This window comes from Streptomyces sp. NPDC102360, from assembly GCF_044766085.1.
In the GTDB taxonomy this organism is placed as follows: Bacteria; Actinomycetota; Actinomycetes; order Streptomycetales; family Streptomycetaceae; genus Streptomyces.
In genome coordinates, this window is the sequence record NZ_JBIWLG010000017.1 from 33,191 (window position 1) to 50,028 (window position 16,838).

At 71.3% G+C, this 16,838-nt stretch carries 17 protein-coding genes; 9 read left to right on the forward strand and 8 right to left on the reverse strand.

What is annotated here, in order from left to right; translation table 11 throughout:
• Positions 1-59 precede the first annotated feature (59 nt).
• Positions 60-884: a purine-nucleoside phosphorylase gene (locus ACIRHA_RS39350; protein ID WP_266713432.1), complete on the reverse strand. Its 825-nt coding sequence runs from the start codon at positions 882-884 to the stop codon at positions 60-62.
• 104 nt (positions 885-988) lie between these two features.
• Positions 989-1,426: a gamma-glutamylcyclotransferase gene (locus tag ACIRHA_RS39355; RefSeq protein WP_389270066.1), complete on the reverse strand. Its 438-nt coding sequence runs from the start codon at positions 1,424-1,426 to the stop codon at positions 989-991.
• Positions 1,427-1,556: 130 nt separating this feature from the next.
• Here ACIRHA_RS39355 and ACIRHA_RS39360 point away from each other — a divergent pair, with 130 nt between their 5' ends.
• Together ACIRHA_RS39360 and ACIRHA_RS39365 are read left to right on the forward strand one after the other, a co-directional pair.
• Positions 1,557-3,005 carry an NAD(P)H-quinone dehydrogenase gene (locus ACIRHA_RS39360; RefSeq protein ID WP_403855993.1) on the forward strand — a complete coding sequence of 483 codons (1,449 nt, stop codon included), beginning with the start codon at positions 1,557-1,559 and terminating at the stop codon, positions 3,003-3,005.
• A 174-nt stretch (positions 3,006-3,179) separates the two neighbouring features.
• Positions 3,180-4,136: a DeoR/GlpR family DNA-binding transcription regulator gene (locus tag ACIRHA_RS39365; protein ID WP_403855995.1), complete on the forward strand. Its 957-nt coding sequence runs from the start codon at positions 3,180-3,182 to the stop codon at positions 4,134-4,136.
• A 213-nt stretch (positions 4,137-4,349) separates the two neighbouring features.
• Here the strand turns inward: ACIRHA_RS39365 and ACIRHA_RS39370 are convergent, their stop codons facing one another.
• Positions 4,350-4,895 (reverse strand): TetR/AcrR family transcriptional regulator, encoded by a 546-nt coding sequence (locus ACIRHA_RS39370; protein ID WP_403856151.1) that lies wholly within the window; start codon positions 4,893-4,895, stop codon positions 4,350-4,352.
• Between the two features lie 176 nt (positions 4,896-5,071).
• Here ACIRHA_RS39370 and ACIRHA_RS39375 point away from each other — a divergent pair, with 176 nt between their 5' ends.
• Together ACIRHA_RS39375 and ACIRHA_RS39380 are read left to right on the forward strand one after the other, a co-directional pair.
• On the forward strand, positions 5,072-6,076 hold the full coding sequence (locus ACIRHA_RS39375) for a response regulator transcription factor (protein ID WP_403855997.1): 1,005 nt from the start codon (positions 5,072-5,074) through the stop codon (positions 6,074-6,076).
• Positions 6,077-6,179: 103 nt separating this feature from the next.
• Positions 6,180-6,899: a hypothetical protein gene (locus ACIRHA_RS39380; RefSeq protein WP_403855999.1), complete on the forward strand. Its 720-nt coding sequence runs from the start codon at positions 6,180-6,182 to the stop codon at positions 6,897-6,899.
• Positions 6,900-7,002: 103 nt separating this feature from the next.
• Here ACIRHA_RS39380 and ACIRHA_RS39385 read toward each other — a convergent pair whose 3' ends face one another.
• The gene (locus ACIRHA_RS39385) at positions 7,003-8,775 is read right to left on the reverse strand and encodes a biotin carboxylase N-terminal domain-containing protein (protein WP_403856001.1); all 1,773 of its coding nucleotides are present in this window, start codon (positions 8,773-8,775) and stop codon (positions 7,003-7,005) included.
• Between the two features lie 445 nt (positions 8,776-9,220).
• Here ACIRHA_RS39385 and ACIRHA_RS39390 point away from each other — a divergent pair, with 445 nt between their 5' ends.
• The gene (locus ACIRHA_RS39390) at positions 9,221-9,700 is read left to right on the forward strand and encodes a hypothetical protein (RefSeq protein ID WP_403856003.1); all 480 of its coding nucleotides are present in this window, start codon (positions 9,221-9,223) and stop codon (positions 9,698-9,700) included.
• Here the strand turns inward: ACIRHA_RS39390 and ACIRHA_RS39395 are convergent.
• The 4 genes from ACIRHA_RS39395 to ACIRHA_RS39410 all read right to left on the reverse strand — a co-directional run bounded on the left by ACIRHA_RS39395 (position 9,672) and on the right by ACIRHA_RS39410 (position 12,367).
• The gene (locus ACIRHA_RS39395; protein WP_403856005.1) at positions 9,672-10,283 is read right to left on the reverse strand and encodes a Maf family protein; all 612 of its coding nucleotides are present in this window, start codon (positions 10,281-10,283) and stop codon (positions 9,672-9,674) included. The genes ACIRHA_RS39390 and ACIRHA_RS39395 overlap by 29 nt on opposite strands.
• A gap of 35 nt (positions 10,284-10,318) precedes the next feature.
• The gene (gene mmpB, locus ACIRHA_RS39400) at positions 10,319-10,447 is read right to left on the reverse strand and encodes a morphogenic membrane protein MmpB (RefSeq protein WP_403856153.1); all 129 of its coding nucleotides are present in this window, start codon (positions 10,445-10,447) and stop codon (positions 10,319-10,321) included.
• Between the two features lie 97 nt (positions 10,448-10,544).
• Entirely contained in the window at positions 10,545-10,751 is a 207-nt protein-coding gene (locus ACIRHA_RS39405) for an acyl-CoA carboxylase subunit epsilon (RefSeq protein WP_351336965.1), read from the reverse strand.
• Positions 10,752-10,762: 11 nt separating this feature from the next.
• A complete protein-coding gene (locus ACIRHA_RS39410; RefSeq protein ID WP_403856008.1) occupies positions 10,763-12,367 on the reverse strand; it encodes an acyl-CoA carboxylase subunit beta in 1,605 nt (534 codons plus the stop codon).
• Positions 12,368-12,517: 150 nt separating this feature from the next.
• Here ACIRHA_RS39410 and ACIRHA_RS39415 point away from each other — a divergent pair, with 150 nt between their 5' ends.
• The 4 genes from ACIRHA_RS39415 to ACIRHA_RS39430 all read left to right on the forward strand — a co-directional run bounded on the left by ACIRHA_RS39415 (position 12,518) and on the right by ACIRHA_RS39430 (position 16,825).
• Positions 12,518-13,390 carry a biotin--[acetyl-CoA-carboxylase] ligase gene (locus ACIRHA_RS39415; RefSeq protein ID WP_403856010.1) on the forward strand — a complete coding sequence of 291 codons (873 nt, stop codon included), beginning with the start codon at positions 12,518-12,520 and terminating at the stop codon, positions 13,388-13,390.
• A 151-nt stretch (positions 13,391-13,541) separates the two neighbouring features.
• Positions 13,542-14,672, forward strand: a complete 1,131-nt coding sequence (locus ACIRHA_RS39420) for an adenylate/guanylate cyclase domain-containing protein (RefSeq protein WP_403856012.1) — start codon at positions 13,542-13,544, stop codon at positions 14,670-14,672.
• A 69-nt stretch (positions 14,673-14,741) separates the two neighbouring features.
• Positions 14,742-15,545 carry an enoyl-CoA hydratase/isomerase family protein gene (locus ACIRHA_RS39425; protein WP_403856014.1) on the forward strand — a complete coding sequence of 268 codons (804 nt, stop codon included), beginning with the start codon at positions 14,742-14,744 and terminating at the stop codon, positions 15,543-15,545.
• A gap of 119 nt (positions 15,546-15,664) precedes the next feature.
• On the forward strand, positions 15,665-16,825 hold the full coding sequence (locus tag ACIRHA_RS39430) for a diguanylate cyclase domain-containing protein (RefSeq protein ID WP_403856016.1): 1,161 nt from the start codon (positions 15,665-15,667) through the stop codon (positions 16,823-16,825).
• Positions 16,826-16,838: the final 13 nt, after the last annotated feature.

Here is a 16,838-nt window from a genome sequence, read left to right on the forward strand (position 1 = left end):
GTGCGCAGGGGCTTGAAGGGCCGGGGCGCGGACGGAGGTGCGGGGCCCAGCGGGCAGGGTCAGATCTTCGCGAGGACCTTGGTCAGGAGGTCGCCCATGGCGGAGGCCGAGTCGCGGCCCGCCTGGAGGACCTCTTCGTGGTTGAGCGGCTCGCCGGAGAGGCCCGCCGCAAGGTTCGTCACCAGGGAGATCCCGAGCACCTCGGCGCCCGCCTCACGGGCCGCGATGGCCTCCAGGGTGGTGGACATGCCGACCAGGTCGGCGCCGAGGATGCCGGCCATCCGGACCTCGGCGGGGGTCTCGTAGTGCGGGCCCGTGAACTGGGCGTAGACGCCCTCTTCCAGGCTCGGGTCGATCTCCTTGCACAGCGCGCGCAGGCGCGGCGAGTACAGGTCGGTGAGGTCGACGAAGTTGGCGCCGACGATCGGCGAGGCCGCGGTCAGGTTGATGTGGTCGGAGATGAGCACCGGCTGGCCCGGGCGCATGCCCTGGCGCAGACCACCGCAGCCGTTGGTGAGCACGATGGTCTTGCAGCCCGCGGCGGCGGCCGTGCGCACACCGTGCGCGACGGCGGCGACGCCGCGGCCCTCGTAGAAGTGCGTACGGCCCAGGTAGACCAGGGCGCGCTTCTCGCCGACCTGGTACGAGCGGACGGTGCCGCCGTGGCCCGCCACAGCGGCACCGGTGAAGCCGGGCAGCTCGGTGAAGGGGAACTCGGCGGCGGGCTCGCCCAGCGCCTCGGAGGCGGGCGCCCAGCCGGAGCCCATCACGAGGGCGACATCGTGGGTCTCGGCGCCCGTCAGCTCGCGCAGTCGCGCGGCTGCGGCGTCGGCGGCGGCGTACGGGTCGGCCAGGACGTGGTCCGGAGTAAGAGAAGCGTTCACGCCGACGAGAGTAGCCTGTCGTTGCCTACGCGCGTAGATGTCGGAGGTCACGTCCTTGTGATCGTTGCTTTGTCGTTTCCGACAACAGCTGCCGCGGAGTGACCTCAGCAGGGCCGCTTGCGCAGCTCCATCGCGTAGTCGTGCGGCGCGCCCGCCGACTCGGCCGCGTCGGCGATCTCGCCCAGGTACCGCGCCGAGGGGAGGCCGCCCTCGTAACCGTTCAGTACGTAGAGCCACGCGGGCTCCTCGCCCTCCAGGGTGTCCACGCGGACCCGCATCCGCCGGTAGATGTCGAGGCCGACACCCTCCCAGCGGTCCATCGACTCCTCGTCCATCGGGGCGATGTCGTACAGCGCGACGAAGACCTGTGAACGCGGCGCCTCGACGATGGTGGCGAGTGCGCCCTCCCAGCCCATGTGCTCGCCCCCGAACGTGAGCCGCCAGCCGGTGAGCCAGCCGGTCGCGCGCAGCGGCGAGTGCGGGGCGCGGCGCGTCATGAGCCGCGCGTCGAGATTGCCGGCGTACGCGGCGTAGAGCGACATGGGACCGAGAGTACGTCAGACGGACCACGTGTCTCGTGAGTAACCGGAGCACCCCTCTTAAGAGGCGATACGTGTCCCTTGGGGCCGGACGGGGGCCCCGGCTCGGTGCGGGCTTGAAGCGTGCGGGACAATGGGGCATGTGACTCGGATCGTGATCATCGGTGGCGGACCTGGCGGATACGAGGCGGCTTTGGTGGCCGCGTCCCTCGGCGCGGAGGTGACCGTCGTCGACTGCGACGGCCTCGGCGGGGCGTCGGTGCTGACCGACTGCGTACCGTCGAAGACCTTGATCGCCACGGCTGAGGTGATGACCACCTTCGACTCCTCTTATGAAGAGCTCGGCATCATCGTCGAGGACGACACCCCCGACCCGGACAGCCCGGCCCGTGTCGTCGGCGTGGACCTCGGCAAGGTCAACCGCCGCGTGAAGCGCCTCGCGCTCGCCCAGTCCCACGACATCACCGCTTCCGTCACCCGTGCGGGCGCGCGCGTGCTGCGCGGCAAGGGCCGGCTCGACGGCCAGCAGGCGCTCGACGGCTCCCGCAAGGTGATCGTCACCGCGGCCGACGGCACCGAGGAGACCCTCGTCGCCGACGCCGTGCTGCTGTGCACCGGCGGCCACCCGCGCGAGCTGGCCGACGCGCAGCCCGACGGCGAGCGGATCCTCAACTGGACGCAGGTGTACGACCTGGACGAGCTCCCCGAGGAGCTCATCGTGGTCGGTTCCGGTGTCACCGGTGCCGAGTTCGCGGGTGCCTACAAGGCGCTCGGCTCCAAGGTCACCCTCGTCTCCTCCCGCGACCGGGTGCTGCCCGGTGAGGACCCGGACGCCGCCGCCGTCCTGGAGGACGTGTTCCGGCGCCGTGGCATGAACGTCATGGCCCGCTCCCGCGCCGCCTCCGCCAAGCGCGTCGGCGACCGCGTCGAGGTCACGCTCTCCGACGGCCGGGTCATCTCCGGCACGCACTGCCTGATGGCGGTCGGCGCCGTCCCCAACAGCGAGGGCCTCGGCCTGGAGGAAGCGGGCGTCAGGGTCAAGGAGTCGGGCCACATCTGGACCGACAAGGTCAGCCGCACCACCGCTCCCGGCGTCTACGCGGCCGGTGACGTGACCGGGGTCTTCGCCCTCGCCTCCGTCGCCGCCATGCAGGGCCGCATCGCGATGTACCACTTCCTGGGTGACGCGGTCACGCCGCTGAACCTCAAGACGGTCTCGTCCAACGTCTTCACCGACCCGGAGATCGCGACCGTCGGCTACACGCAGGCCGACGTCGACTCGGGCAAGATCGACGCCCGCGCCGTCAAGCTGCCGCTGCTGCGCAACCCCCGCGCGAAGATGCAGGGCATCCGGGACGGCTTCGTCAAGATCTTCTGTCGGCCGGGTACGGGCATCGTGGTCGGTGGAGTGGTCGTCGCGCCGCGCGCTTCGGAACTGATCCACCCCATCTCGATCGCGGTCGACAACAATCTGACGGTCGAGCAGATCGCGAACACGTTCACCGTGTACCCCTCGCTGTCGGGATCGATCGCCGAAGTGGCGCGCCAGCTGCACACGCGGAAGGTCGCCGAAGAGGGCTGACGGCGGGCAACGGGCCGCAGGTCACGGTGAGTTGCGGCCCATGCGAGGGGCATAGGCGCGATGTATAGGCACCCCGCCGTGCGTATACCACTTCCACGGTTCTGGTGCGAACAGAATCTGTAAATCGGCGCAAACTGCTGAAAGCAGACGGTCGTTGGGGTTACTGTCAGTTTCGTGTTCGCTGCAGAACGTCGTCAATTGATCCTCGAAATGGTGCGAGCCAACGGAGCGGTTTCGCTCCGTGAGCTCGCCCGCGTCGTCCAGACCTCTGAAGTGACCGTACGGCGGGACGTGCGCGCACTGGAGGCAGAAGGACTCCTCGACCGCCGGCACGGCGGTGCGGTATTGCCGGGCGGATTCACGCGGGAGTCCGGCTTTCCGCAGAAGTCACATCTCGCGACCGCAGAGAAGACGGCCATCGCCGATCTCGCCGCGGGTCTCGTCGAAGAGGGCGAGGCCATCGTGGTGGGCGCGGGGACGACCACGCAGGAGCTGGCCCGCCGGCTCGCGCGTGTGCCGGGCCTGACCGTCGTCACCAACTCCCTCCTGGTGGCACAGGCGCTCGCCCATGCCAACAGGGTCGAGGTCGTCATGACCGGTGGCACGCTGCGGGGTTCCAACTATGCGCTGGTGGGCAGTGGGGCGGAGCAGTCCCTGCAGGGGCTGAGAGTGTCCCGGGCCTTCCTGTCGGGCAGTGGTCTGACCGCCGAGCGCGGGCTCTCCACGTCCAACATGCTGTCGGCGTCCGTGGACCGGGCGCTCGTGCAGGCCGCGTCCGAGGTCGTCGTGCTCGCGGATCACTCCAAGCTCGGTACGGACACCATGTTCCAGACCGTGCCGACCGATGTGATCACGCGCCTGGTGACCGACGAGCCGCCCGCGCACGACGACCGGGCGGCGACGGAGCTTCAGGCGTTGGCCGATCAGGGTGTGCAGGTCGCTGTCGCGGGGGCCGGGGCGGAGGGCTCCACCGGGGGTGGTGAATCCGCCCCGGCGCGTCAGGCGCCGCGCCGGGATGTGCCCCTGCCGGGGCAGCGCCGCGGCCAACTCCCTGGCCACCCGCTGCGCGGGGCGTCCCTGGAGTCTCCGCCGGAACGCACGGCCCGCGTGGCCGACATGCGCCGCCGCTGAACCCCCTGGGGCTCCGCCCCAGACCACCCCGCTGCTCAATCGCCGCAGGGGCTTGAAAGATCGACTCAATCGCCGCATGAAAGATGAGCCTCAATCGCCGGCGGGGCTTGATCTATCAAGCCCCGCCGGCGATTGAGGCGATTCAGCCCCTCCGGCGATTGAGGAGCGGGGTCCGGGGCGGAGCCCCGTGGCCGTAACGCCGGTGCCGACCGGTCAATCGGTGATGCCGCGGAGCGTGAGGCGCAGCAGCCGATCCGCCAACCCCGGATCGGACGGGGTCTCCTCCGCGGCGAGCGCGATCGCATTCGTGAGCTGCAGAAGGTCCGTGATGGAAACATCCGGCCGCACCGCCCCCACCCGCTGCGCCCGCGACAGCAACGCCTGCCCCGCCTCCCGCATCGGATCACTGCACCGCGCCAGCGCCGAACTCGCGTCCTGCGACGCCGACATGAGGGCCCGGGAAAGCCCCCGGTACTCACTCGCGTGCGTGATGATCTCGCGCAGCCAGGTCACGAGCGCCGTACAGGGCTGCGGAGCGTCGAGGAGCGCGCGGGAGCGCGCCAGCAGATCGTTCACCGCCTCCTCGAAGACGGCGCTCATCAGTGCGTGCCGGTTGGGGAAGTGCCGGTACAGCGTGCCGATGCCGACCCCGGCCGCACGGGCCACCTCCTCCAGGGACGCGCCCGTGCCGTGCTCGGCGAACGCGATCCGGGCCTGCGCGAGGAGCCGCTCGTAATTGCGGCGCGCGTCCGCGCGCATCCGGCGCGAGCGGTCGTGCTCGGCTGTCGTCATCGGGCCTCCCTGGGCGTGCGCGAGCCTCCTGGTGCGCAGTACTTCAAGGATGCCCGATGGCGGGACCGCGGCGGTGCGGAGGGATCGCTACCGCAGTAGCGTCGACGCGGAGGGCGCATACGCAGGACGCCCTGGAGCGCGGCATGGGCATCAGTGATGCGGGCCGGCGAGGAGTGCGGCAGCTCGTCCGGGAACTCGAAGAGGCCGTGGACGTGGACGAGTTGCGCTCCCACGCGGTCCGCGGGCTGGCCCGGCTCATCCCGGCCGACGGCGCCCAGTGGTACCACTTCGCCGCCCACGACGGCGCCGTACGGGCGCTCGCGTTCCCCGCGGAGTCCTTCCACACCGACCCGGCGGTCATCTACGACCACCCCGTGGACCATCCGCTGACCGGTCCCATGCTGCTCTCCGGGACGGGCGGCGCCTGGCGGGTGAGCGATGTCGCCGGGGACCGCGACTGGCGCCTCACCCACTGCTACAACCTGGACTTCCGCCCCTTCGGGATGCACCGCCACCTCGTCGCCAGCGGCCGGGACGAGACGGGCGTCTCCGGCTACGCGCTGCTGCGCGGCGGCTCCGACTTCACCGAGGAGCAGCGGGATCTGCTCGGCTACGCCCAACCCCACTTCGCCGCCGCCGAACGCCTGTTGACCGAGCGGCAGCGGATGTACGCACTCCTCGCCGCCGCGCTCGCGTCCGCCGGGCGGTCGGGGCAGGGCGTCGCCGCCGTGGCCGGGGACGGGACGGTGCGGGCGCTCGACGCCGTCGCGGCGGAGCTGCTGCCGCGTCTGGACGGCGATCCGCGGATCGGCGTCGGTGCGCTGCCCGGCGCCTGCCGTGCCTTCAGGGCGCGCGACATCGACGTACGAGGAGTGGAGTGCGCCGTGCCCGACGTGCCGCGGCTCCTGCTGCTCCGGGACCTCGCGCCGGGCCGCGCCGCCGCCCGCGCCCTCGGCCTGACCGAGCGCGAGCACCGCACCCTGGAGCACATCGACGCCGGCCGCACCCCGGTCGAGGCGGCGCGTGCGATGGGGATCTCGCTGACGACCGTACGCGGGTATGTGGCCGCCCTGCACCGCAAGTTGAACGCCGGGCACACGGCGGCGCTGCTGCGCGCGGGGCGCGAGGCGGGGCTGCTGGGGGAGTGAGGAGGCCGGCGGGCGCCCCTCAGAATTGACGGCTGGTCCGGCCGGGAGCCGCCCGCTTCACTGGTGGAATCCAGTGGCATCCACGGGCATCAGGGGGAACGCCATGACCGCCACACCGTCACCCGCGCACGTCCCGGTCACCTCCGCTTCCGGAGCCGCCGTCGAACGGATCCGTCCACTGCGCGCCGTCATGGCCGCGGTGATGGTTCTCGGGCCGCTGCTCTTCATCACCGCCTCGCTCATGTCGCCGTACGACATGACCGAGGACAAGCTGTCGAAACTGGTCGGCGACATCGCCGCCAACGAGGGGCAGGAGAAGGCGGCGTCCTGGGTCTGGATGGCTTTCGGGTTCGTGATGATCGCCGCGACCCTGCTGGTCTGCGTGTACGTCATGGCACGCTCGCCGAAGCTGGGCCTGACGGGCCTGCTGCTGCTCGCGGGCGGTGTCACGGCCGCCAGTGTCACCCCGTCGTACGACCTCATCACGCTGGCCGGCCTGGACAAGGGCGTCGACCAGGACACGATCGTGCAGATCCTCAAGGGCACGGACGGCCTGCCCATGCTGATGGCCGTCGGGATCTGGTTCATCGGCGGGATCGTGCTCGGCTCGGTCGTGCTCGGCATCGGTCTGCTGCGCAGCCGGTCGGTGCCGGCGTGGGCGGCCTGGGTGCTGATCGCCGCGATGCCGGTGAACGTCGCGGGCTGGATCTTGGGCGTCACGGTCCTGGCGTACGCGGGCTTCGCGCTGCTGGCCGTCGCCTTCGGCGTGCTGGCCCTGGACGTCGCCAGGAACGGAACCGGCTGGGTGCGGGCCGTATCCTGAACCCGCCCACAGGCAAGGGCCCGTTGAACCGGCTTAGGTTCAACGGGCCCTTCGCGTAAGCCGCTTACGTAAGTCGCTTACGCAAGTCGCCGCTTACCTGGCGTCAGTCCTTGATCTCGCAGATCGCGGCGCCCGAGGTGAGGGAGGCGCCGATCTCGGCGGACAGGCCCTTGACGGTGCCCGACTTGTGGGCGTTCAGGGGCTGTTCCATCTTCATGGCCTCCAGGACGACGACGAGGTCGCCCTCCTTGACCTCCTGGCCCTCCTCGACCGCGACCTTGACGATCGTGCCCTGCATCGGGGAGGCGAGGGTGTCGCCGGAGGCGGCGGAGCCGGACTTCTTGGCGGCGCGCCGCTTGGGCTTGGCGCCTGCGTTGAGGCCGGTGCGGGCCAGGGACATGCCCATGCCCGCGGGGAGGGAGACCTCAAGGCGCTTGCCGCCGACCTCGACGACGATGTTCTCGCGGCCCGCCTCGTCTTCTTCCTCGCCGGGCGCCGGGGCGGCGAACGGCGGGATGTCGTTGACGAACTCGGTCTCGATCCACCGGGTGAAGATCGTGAACGGGTCCTGGCTGCCGGTCAGTTCGGGGGCGAAGGCCGGGTCCTGGACCACCTTGCGGTGGAACGGGATCGCGGTCGCCATGCCCTCGACGTCGAACTCGGCCAGCGCCCGCGCCGAGCGCTCAAGCGCCTCCTTGCGGGTACGGCCGGTGACGATCAGCTTGGCGAGCAGGGAGTCCCAGGCCGGGCCGATGACCGAGCCGGACTCGACGCCCGCGTCCAGGCGGACACCGGGGCCCGCCGGGCCCTCGAACTTGGTGACGGTGCCCGGGGCGGGCAGGAAGCCGCGGCCCGGGTCCTCGCCGTTGATGCGGAACTCGAAGGAGTGGCCGCGCAGTTCGGGGTCGCCGTAGCCGAGCTCCTCGCCGTCGGCGATGCGGAACATCTCCCGTACGAGGTCGATGCCGGCGACCTCCTCGGTGACCGGGTGCTCGACCTGGAGACGGGTGTTGACCTCCAGGAAGGAGATCGTGCCGTCCGCGCCGACGAGGAACTCGACGGTGCCCGCGCCGACGTAGCCGGCCTCCTTGAGGATCGCCTTCGACGACGAGTACAGCTGCTCCAGCTGCGCCTCGCTCAGGAAGGGGGCCGGGGCCTCCTCGACGAGCTTCTGGTGGCGGCGCTGCAGCGAGCAGTCACGGGTGGACACGACGACCACGTTGCCGTGCTGGTCGGCCAGGCACTGCGTCTCCACGTGCCGCGGCTTGTCCAGGTAGCGCTCCACGAAGCACTCGCCGCGGCCGAAGGCGGCGACGGCCTCGCGCACCGCGGAGTCGTACAGCTCGGGCACCTCTTCGAGGGTGCGGGCGACCTTCAGGCCGCGACCGCCGCCACCGAACGCGGCCTTGATCGCGATCGGCAGGCCGTGCTCCTCGGCGAACGCGACGACCTCGTCGGAACCGGAGACCGGGTCCGGGGTGCCGGCGACCAGCGGGGCGCCCGCGCGCTGCGCGATGTGCCGCGCGGCGACCTTGTCGCCGAGGTCGCGGATGGCGTGCGGGGGCGGGCCGATCCAGGTCAGCCCGGCGTCGAGGACGGCCTGGGCGAACTCGGCGTTCTCCGACAGGAATCCGTAGCCGGGGTGGATCGCGTCCGCGCCGGAGTCCTTGGCCGCCTGGAGCACCTTGGCGATGTCCAGGTAGCTGGTGGCCGGGGTGTCCCCGCCAAGGGCGAAGGCCTCGTCGGCCGCACGGACGTGCAGAGCGTCCCGGTCCGGCTCGGCGTAGACGGCAACGCTCGCGATCCCCGTGTCCCGGCACGCCCGGGCCACGCGGACAGCGATTTCGCCACGGTTGGCGATGAGCACCTTGCGCACGATGGCTCCCTCCTTGCTGTGTCTTCCCGGGGGCATCCCCCGGACCCCCGGCCGTGGTCGCCCGAGCCGGGGCGGTCGGCGGGTCACCGTGAAGCTTGACTCACTGAAACAAGCTGAGTTTAGGGACTGCCGACACGGACCCACGAGGCTCCCCCGGGCGTGAGCTTGCCCACACGGAGTGTCACCCGGGGTCCACCTGGTACGTGAAATCCCTTGTCGCGCCTGGATACGCGCGATCCCTCACCGTCACCCTAGCCCGCCTCTGTGGCCAAGGTCTCTGTGAGACCGTGCTGCGGCCCGGCGGCATTCTTTGTGGAGTCCCTACGAATGGCCCAACGATTCTTTGCCTTCGCGGGAACCTCGGCAGAACCCTTGTACCGGGGTTTACCCGTTAGTAGCGTTCGGGATGTCTTGACGTACTAGCGGTAACAGTCAGCGGAAGTGGGTGGGACCGGTGGCACGCAGGCCGGTGGCGTGGGTGGCCGCGATCGTGTTGTTCGCGGAGGCGGTGGGAATTGTCCTTCTGAACTGGTTCCTCGGCCTGGTGGTCGACGACCAGGACATGTCCCTGGCCGGTCTCGACCCGCGGGCGATGACGGTGGGCGCGTGGATAGCGGGCGCCCTGTTCGGGCTCTATCTGGTGCTGTGCGGGATCGTCCTCGCGCGCGTCGCGATCGTCGACCGGGCGCCGGCCACGGTCGGGCGGATCCTGTTGATCAGCGCGGCTGTCGTGCACGGACTGCTCGGCGCGTTCTCGATCAGCCTGGTGGGCTGGTTCAGCTTCGTGTTCATGATGGTCGTGCTCGCCCTGCTCGTGCTGACGCTGGTGGCGTACGACCGGCACGAGCAGGGGGAGCGGAGCCCGGAGGGGGACGCCCCCGCGCAGAACGGGCCCGCTACTCCGCCGGCGCCCACAACTCCGTGATGCCGATGCCCAGTTCGGCGAGGAGGCGGCGGACCAGCGGCAGCGAGAGTCCGATCACGTTGCCGTGGTCGCCGTCGATGCCGTCGATGAACGGGGCCGAGCGGCCGTCCAGGGTGAACGCGCCCGCCACGTAGAGGGGTTCGCCCGTCGCCACGTACGCGGCGACCTCGGCGTCGCTCGGCTCGCCGAACCGGACGACGGTGGAGGCGGTGCCCGAGCTGTACCGGCCGCTCGCCGTGTCGTACACGCAGTGGCCGGTCTGCAGCGTGCCCGTGCGGCCGCGCATCGACTTCCAGCGGGCCGTGGCCTCCTCGGCGTCGGCCGGCTTGCCGAGCGCCTCGCCGTCGAGGTCGAGCACGGAGTCGCAGCCGATGACGACGGCGCCGTGGGCCTCGGGCCGCGCCGCGACCACGGAGGCCTTGGCCTCGGCGAGGGCGAGGGCGAGTTCGGCGGGCGTCGGGGCCGTCACGGCGTCCTCGTCGACCCCGCTGACGATCACCTCGGGAGCGAAACCGGCCTGCCGCAGCAGGCCGAGGCGGGCGGGGGACTGGGAGGCCAGGATCAGCCGGCGTGGAGCGGTCATGGGTCTCAGGTTATCCACGCGGAGCCGTGCGGCCCCTACGCGATCCCCAGCATCAGGAACGCGAGAACCATGGCCAGAGCCACTACGAAGCCCGCGCGCCGCAGCATCGCCTGCGTTTCGCGGAGCTCCTCTGGGGGCTCGTCATCGGGGTCGGACCACAGCACATACAGCATGGTGCTGCTCGCACGTGCGGGGCGCCTGAGTACGCGTACTCAGGCGCCCCGCTACGAAGGGACCAATTCACGCTGGCCCGTAGGTGAACTACGCGGGCCAGTACGTGCGCGACCAGCTCGACGCCCCCGGTGCGGGCAGCCGGTGCCGGGCGATGCGGGAGGGATCCGACCACGCGTCCCGGCCCTCCGTCGCGGCCGGGGCGTCCGGGACCGCCGCGGCGCGCGCCTGGACCACCGCCAGTGCGGCGGCCAGCTCCTCGGGGGTCGGATTGCCCCGTACGACCTTGATCATCACAGCGGCGCTCCTTACAGCGGGATGTTGCCGTGCTTCTTCGGGGGCAGTGATTCCCGCTTCGTACGCAGCTGACGCAGTCCGCGGACGACGTGGGAGCGGGTGTCGGAGGGCATGACGACCGCGTCGATGTAGCCGCGCTCGGCCGCCGTGTACGGGTTGAGGAGGGTGTCCTCGTAGTCCTGGATGAGGCGGGCGCGGGTGTCCTCGACGTTCCCTTCGGCCTCGGCCGCGGCGATCGTCTTGCGGTGCAGGATGTTGACCGCGCCCTGCGCGCCCATGACGGCGATCTGGGCGGTGGGCCAGGCCAGGTTGAGGTCGGCGCCCAGGTGCTTGGAGCCCATGACGTCGTAGGCGCCGCCGAAGGCCTTGCGCGTGATGATCGTGATGAGCGGGACGGTGGCCTCGGCGTACGCGAAGATCAGCTTGGCGCCGCGCCGGATGATGCCCTCGTGCTCCTGCTCGACGCCCGGCAGGAAGCCGGGGACGTCGACGAAGGTCAGCACCGGCACGTTGAAGGCGTCGCAGGTGCGCACGAACCGGGCGGCCTTCTCGGAGGCGTGGATGTCGAGGCAACCGGCGAACTGCATCGGCTGGTTGGCGACGATGCCGACCGGGCTGCCCTCGACGCGGCCGAAGCCGGTGATGATGTTCGGCGCGAACAGCGACTGGGTCTCGAAGAAGTCGGCGTCGTCCACGACGTGTTCGATCACCGTGCGCATGTCGTACGGCTGGTTCGCGCTGTCCGGGATGAGGGTGTCGAGCTCGCGGTCCTCGTCGGTGAGCGCGAGGTCGGCCTCCTCGGGGAAGGCGGGCGGCTCGCTCAGGTTGTTCGACGGCAGGTAGGACAGCAGCGACTTGACGTACTCGATGGCGTCCTTCTCGTCGCCCGCCATGTGATGTGCGACACCGGAGCGTGCGTTGTGGGCGCGGGCGCCGCCCAGCTCCTCCATCCCGACGTCCTCACCGGTGACCGTCTTGATGACGTCGGGTCCTGTGATGAACATGTGCGAGGTCTGGTCGACCATGACCGTGAAGTCGGTGATGGCGGGCGAGTACACGGCGCCACCGGCACACGGCCCGACGACCAGGCTGATCTGCGGGATGACACCCGAGGCATGGGTGTTGCGGCGGAAGATCTCGCCGTACATCCCCAGGGCCATGACGCCCTCCTGGATGCGGGCGCCGCCGGAGTCGTTGATGCCGATGACCGGGCAGCCGGTCTTCAGCGCGAAGTCCATCACCTTCATGATCTTCTGCCCGAAGACCTCGCCGAGGGCCCCGCCGAAGACGGTGAAGTCCTGCGAGAAGACGGCGACGGGGCGGCCGTCGACGGTGCCGTATCCGGTCACCACACCGTCGCCGTACGGCTTGTTGGCCTCGAGGCCGAAGTCCGTGGAGCGGTGCCGGGCGAACTCGTCCAGCTCCACGAAGGAGTCCTCGTCGAGCAGCAGCTCGATCCGCTCGCGAGCGGTCAACTTGCCCTTGGCGTGCTGCTTTTCGACCGCGCGGGCGGAACCCGCATGGGTCGCCTCATCGATCCGGCGCCGCAGATCCTCGATCTTGCCTGCGGTCGTGTGGATGTCGGTCTGCGCTGTCGGCTGTTCCAACTCGGACATCGGGATGCGGCTCCCTGCCTGCTTCGACGCTGCTCACGGGGACGGTTCTGGTAGCTGTGCACGTAAAGGGGAGTGGGGCTACTGACTCGTAGCGTAGTGGGCTGAATACCGTTCAGCAGTGCGGTCTTTGCCACACCTAGGCTGGGTTGCATGACGCCGCGAGATGGTTCAGACGTACCCGCCAGCCCCTGGTCCGACCTGGAGAGGCCACCCCTGGCCGCGGCCGGCCTCCGCCGGTCCCTGGTACGGGAAGGGGGACTGTGGTCGTCCGTGGAGGTGGTGCCCCGCACGGGGTCCACCAACACGGATCTGGTGACGCGGGCCTCGGCGGGGCCCGTGGCCGAGGGCACCGTGCTCGTCGCCGAGGAGCAGAGCGCGGCGCGCGGGCGGCTCGACCGGAGCTGGTCGGCGCCGCCGCGCTCGGGCCTGTTCTTCTCCGTGCTGCTCAAGCCGGGGGAGCACGAGGTGCCGGTGGCGCGCTGGGGCTGGCTGCCGCTGCTCACCGGGGTCGCGGTGGCCACGGCGCTCTCCTCGGCGGCCGGCGTCGACACCGCCCTGAAGTGGCCGAACGACGTCCTCCTCACGGTCGACGGCGAGGAGCGCAAGGCCGGCGGCATCCTCCTGGAGCGGGCCGGGGCGGACGGCGTGGTGATCGGCGTCGGCCTGAACGTGTCGCTGCGCGCCGACGAGTTGCCCGTCCCGACGGCGGGTTCGCTCACGCTCGCCGGGGCGAAGGTCTCCGACCGGGAGCCGGTGCTGCGGGCCGTGCTGCGTTCCTTGGAGCGGTGGTATGTCGAGTGGTGCGCGGCCGAGGGCGACCCCGGCCTCTCGCAGCTGCAGGAGGCGTACGCGGCGGGCTGCGCCACGCTCGGCCGTCGCGTACGGGCGATCCTGCCGGGCGACCGGGAGCTGGTGGGCGAGGCCGTCGCCGTCGACGGCGACGGCCGGCTCGTGATCGCCACGGAGGCCGGGGGCCGGGAGGCGGTCGGCGCGGGCGACATCGTCCACCTGCGACCCGCGTAGGTGTCCACCTGCGACCTGCGTGGGTACGGACAACCGGGCGGCTCAGGACCGACGCGACCCGGAAGCGAACGGAGTGACGTGGGGCACAGGGGCTGCCGTAGAGTTGAGCCCGGTCGATACCTGACCGCGGCAGATCGGAAGGGCAGCAGGCGTGACCGTCGACGACTCGGGCTCCGGCACGGGCTCTCCCACCGACCCCGAGAAGCCGGAAGGTGCGGAACCAGAAGAGGCAGAGACAGAGGATCCCCTCGCTCTGCGGCTCGAAGGGCTCATCCTCGGGGCCGAGCGCAGATACACCCCGTTCCAGGCGGCGCGCAGCGCGGGCGTCTCCATGGAACTGGCCTCGCGGTTCTGGCGGGCCATGGGCTTCGCCGACATCGGCCAGGCCAAGGCGCTGACCGAGGCGGACGTGCTGGCGCTGCGGCGCCTCGCGGGCCTCGTGGAGGCGGGGCTGCTCAGTGAGGCCATGGCCGTGCAGGTCGCCCGGTCCACCGGGCAGACCACCGCGCGGCTCGCCGAATGGCAGATCGACTCGTTCCTGGAGGGCCTCACCGAGCCTCCGGAACCCGGCATGACCCGCACCGAGGTCACGTATCCGCTGATGGAGCTGCTCCTGCCGGAGCTGGAGGAGTTCCTCGTCTACGTGTGGCGGCGCCAGCTCGCCGCGGCGACAGGACGCGTCGTACAGGCCGGTGACGACGAGGAGATGGTCGACCGGCGGCTCGCCGTCGGCTTCGCGGACCTCGTCGGGTTCACGCGGCTCACCCGGCGCATGGAGGAGGAGGAGCTCGGCGAGCTCGTCGAGGCCTTCGAGACCACCGCGGCGGACCTCGTCGCGGCGCACGGCGGCCGGCTCGTCAAGACCCTCGGCGACGAGGTCCTGTACGCGGCCGACGACGCGGGTATCGCGAGCGAGATCGCGCTGCGCCTGATCGAGACGATGAGCAACGACGAGACGATGCCGGAGCTGCGCGTCGGCCTCGCGTTCGGCACGGTCACCACGCGGATGGGCGATGTCTTCGGCTCGACCGTGAACCTCGCGAGCCGCCTCACGTCGATAGCGCCTCGGGACAACGTGCTGGTGGACGGCGCCTTCGCCCAGGAACTGATCAGGATCGGCGAGACGCCCACCTCCGAGGCGGAGGCCGCCGCCGAGGCGCAGAAGGCGAAGGAGGACGGCGAGGAGCCGCCCACCTACCGGTTCGCTCTCCAGCCCATGTGGCAGCGGCCCGTGCGCGGCCTCGGCGTCGTGGAGCCCTGGACGCTGACCAGGCGCACCTGAGTCTGTGGACGTTGACCGGCGCACCTGACAACCTTGGCGGTTAACTGGCGTTAACCGAGAGGGCGTGTCATGGGTGACGAGCAGCGGTTCGGGGAGTTCGTGGCGGTGCGCCGCCACGAGAGCGGGACGGTCGCCGAGCTGGTGCTCGACCGGCCGAAGGCCATGAACGCCGTGTCGAGCGACATGGCGCGGGCGATCACCGGCGCCTGCGAGGCCCTGTCCGGCGACCGGGACGTCCGGGTCACCGTCCTCACCTCCACCGCCGAGCGCGCCTTCTGCGTCGGCGCCGACCTCAAGGAGCGGAACTCCTTCTCCGACGCGGATCTGCTGCGCCAGCGGCCCGTGACCCGCGCCGCGTACACGGGCGTCCTGGAGCTGCCGATGCCGACGATCGCGGCCGTGCACGGCTTCGCGCTCGGCGGCGGCTTCGAGCTGGCGCTTGCCTGCGATCTGATCGTGGCCGACGGGACGGCCGTCGTGGGGCTGCCCGAGGTGTCCGTCGGGGTGATCCCCGGCGGCGGCGGTACGCAGCTGCTGCCGCGCCGCGTCGGGGCCGCGCGGGCCGCCGAGCTGATCTTCACGGCGCGCCGGGTGCGGGCGGCGGAGGCCGGTGAGCTCGGGCTCGTCGACCAGGTCGTCGTGGCAGGCTCGGACCGCGAGGAGGCGCTCGCGCTCGGCGCGCGGATCGCCGCCAACTCGCCGGTCGGACTGCGCGCGTCCAAGAAGGCGTTGCGCCTCGGGCACGGCCTCGACCTGCGGGCGGGCCTGGAGGTCGAGGACGCGGCATGGCGGTCCGTGGCGTTCTCCGGGGACCGGGCCGAGGGAGTGGCGGCGTTCAACGAGAAGCGCAGCCCGCGGTGGCCCGGCGAGTGACGGGACCCGGTCGCGATACGAGTCCGATCGATTACGTTACGTGACGACTTCCTGGCCGGAAGCACTGAATTGGCGCACTGAATTCACCGTAATGCCCGAAAACTCCTTACTCTGGAGTGATGGGTGAGGACGTTCGGCTACGCGCCGTGGTGAAGCTCGCGCAGGGCATGGCCGCTGCACGGAGCCCGCGCGACTCCTGGCGCGCCGCCGCGCGCGGCGCCTGCCACGCGCTGTCCGGAAGCTTCGCCGCGCTCTCCATGTGGGAGCGCGAGCGCGGGCGGCTGCGGGTGCTCGTCAACGTGGGGGAGCTGGCCGAGGGCGAGGAGGAGTTCCCCGACGGTGAGGGCTACCCGGTGCACCAGTTCCCCGAGATCACCGAGTTCCTGCACGAACGCTGGGCCAAGGGTGGCGAGCCGGACGCCTGGGTCGAGACGGCCGAGGGCCCCGTCGACCGGGCCGGCTACTGCCACCAGAGGGTCGCCGCGCTACGACGCAGGGGCCGCGGCTGCTGTGTCGTCGCGCCGATCGTGCTGCACGGGCGGGCGTGGGGTGAGCTGTATGTGGCCCGGCCGACCGGCGCCGACGTGTTCGGCCGCTCCGACGCCGACTTCGCCACGGTCCTCGCGGCGGTCGTCGCGGCCGGCATCGCGCAGACCGAACGCCTGGAGGAGGCCCGCAGGCTCGCCTTCACCGACGCCCTGACCGGACTCGCCAACCGGCGCGCGGTCGACATACGCCTCGACGAGGCCGTCGAACGGCACCGGGCCGACGGGTCCGTGGTCAGCCTCGTCGTCTGCGACCTCAACGGCCTGAAGCGGGTTAACGACACCTACGGGCACGCGGCGGGCGACCGGCTCCTCGAACGGTTCGGCTCGGTGCTCTCGCTGTGCGGGGCGATGCTGCCGGGAGCCCTCTCCGCGCGGCTCGGCGGCGACGAGTTCTCGCTGGTCGCCGTGGGCCCCTCGGCCGACGAAGTGGTCCGCGTGGGCGACGAGATCTGCTCCCGCGCCGCCGACCTCGACCACGGCGACGGCGTCGCGTGCGGCATCGCGTCGACCGGGGACCCCATCGGCGAGGTCGGCAACGCGCGGCGCCTCTTCCGCCTCGCGGACGCCGCCCAGTACAAGGCGAAGGCGCTGCGCGCGGCGAAGCCCGTGGTGGCCGGGCGCGACGGCGGCCTCGACGACCCGGTGGTCCGCCTCGCGGACTCCCCGCCGCCGGCCTCGGGCGAGGGGGAGCGGCGCCGGATCAGGGGCCTGGAGCCCGGGGCCGACCGGTAAGTGGCGGGCCGCC

Coding starts and splice junctions, on each gene's coding strand:
- ACIRHA_RS39415 (WP_403856010.1), top strand. CDS start 12,518: ATGACGCCGCGAGATGGTTCAGACGTACCCGCCAGCCCCTGGTCCGAC.
- ACIRHA_RS39410 (WP_403856008.1), bottom strand. CDS start 12,367: ATGTCCGAGTTGGAACAGCCGACAGCGCAGACCGACATCCACACGACC.
- ACIRHA_RS39370 (WP_403856151.1), bottom strand. CDS start 4,895: ATGCGCGCGGACGCGCGCCGCAATTACGAGCGGCTCCTCGCGCAGGCC.
- ACIRHA_RS39360 (WP_403855993.1), top strand. CDS start 1,557: ATGGGGCATGTGACTCGGATCGTGATCATCGGTGGCGGACCTGGCGGA.
- ACIRHA_RS39395 (WP_403856005.1), bottom strand. CDS start 10,283: ATGACCGCTCCACGCCGGCTGATCCTGGCCTCCCAGTCCCCCGCCCGC.
- ACIRHA_RS39375 (WP_403855997.1), top strand. CDS start 5,072: ATGGGCATCAGTGATGCGGGCCGGCGAGGAGTGCGGCAGCTCGTCCGG.
- ACIRHA_RS39355 (WP_389270066.1), bottom strand. CDS start 1,426: ATGTCGCTCTACGCCGCGTACGCCGGCAATCTCGACGCGCGGCTCATG.
- ACIRHA_RS39380 (WP_403855999.1), top strand. CDS start 6,180: ATGACCGCCACACCGTCACCCGCGCACGTCCCGGTCACCTCCGCTTCC.
- ACIRHA_RS39425 (WP_403856014.1), top strand. CDS start 14,742: ATGGGTGACGAGCAGCGGTTCGGGGAGTTCGTGGCGGTGCGCCGCCAC.
- ACIRHA_RS39430 (WP_403856016.1), top strand. CDS start 15,665: ATGGGTGAGGACGTTCGGCTACGCGCCGTGGTGAAGCTCGCGCAGGGC.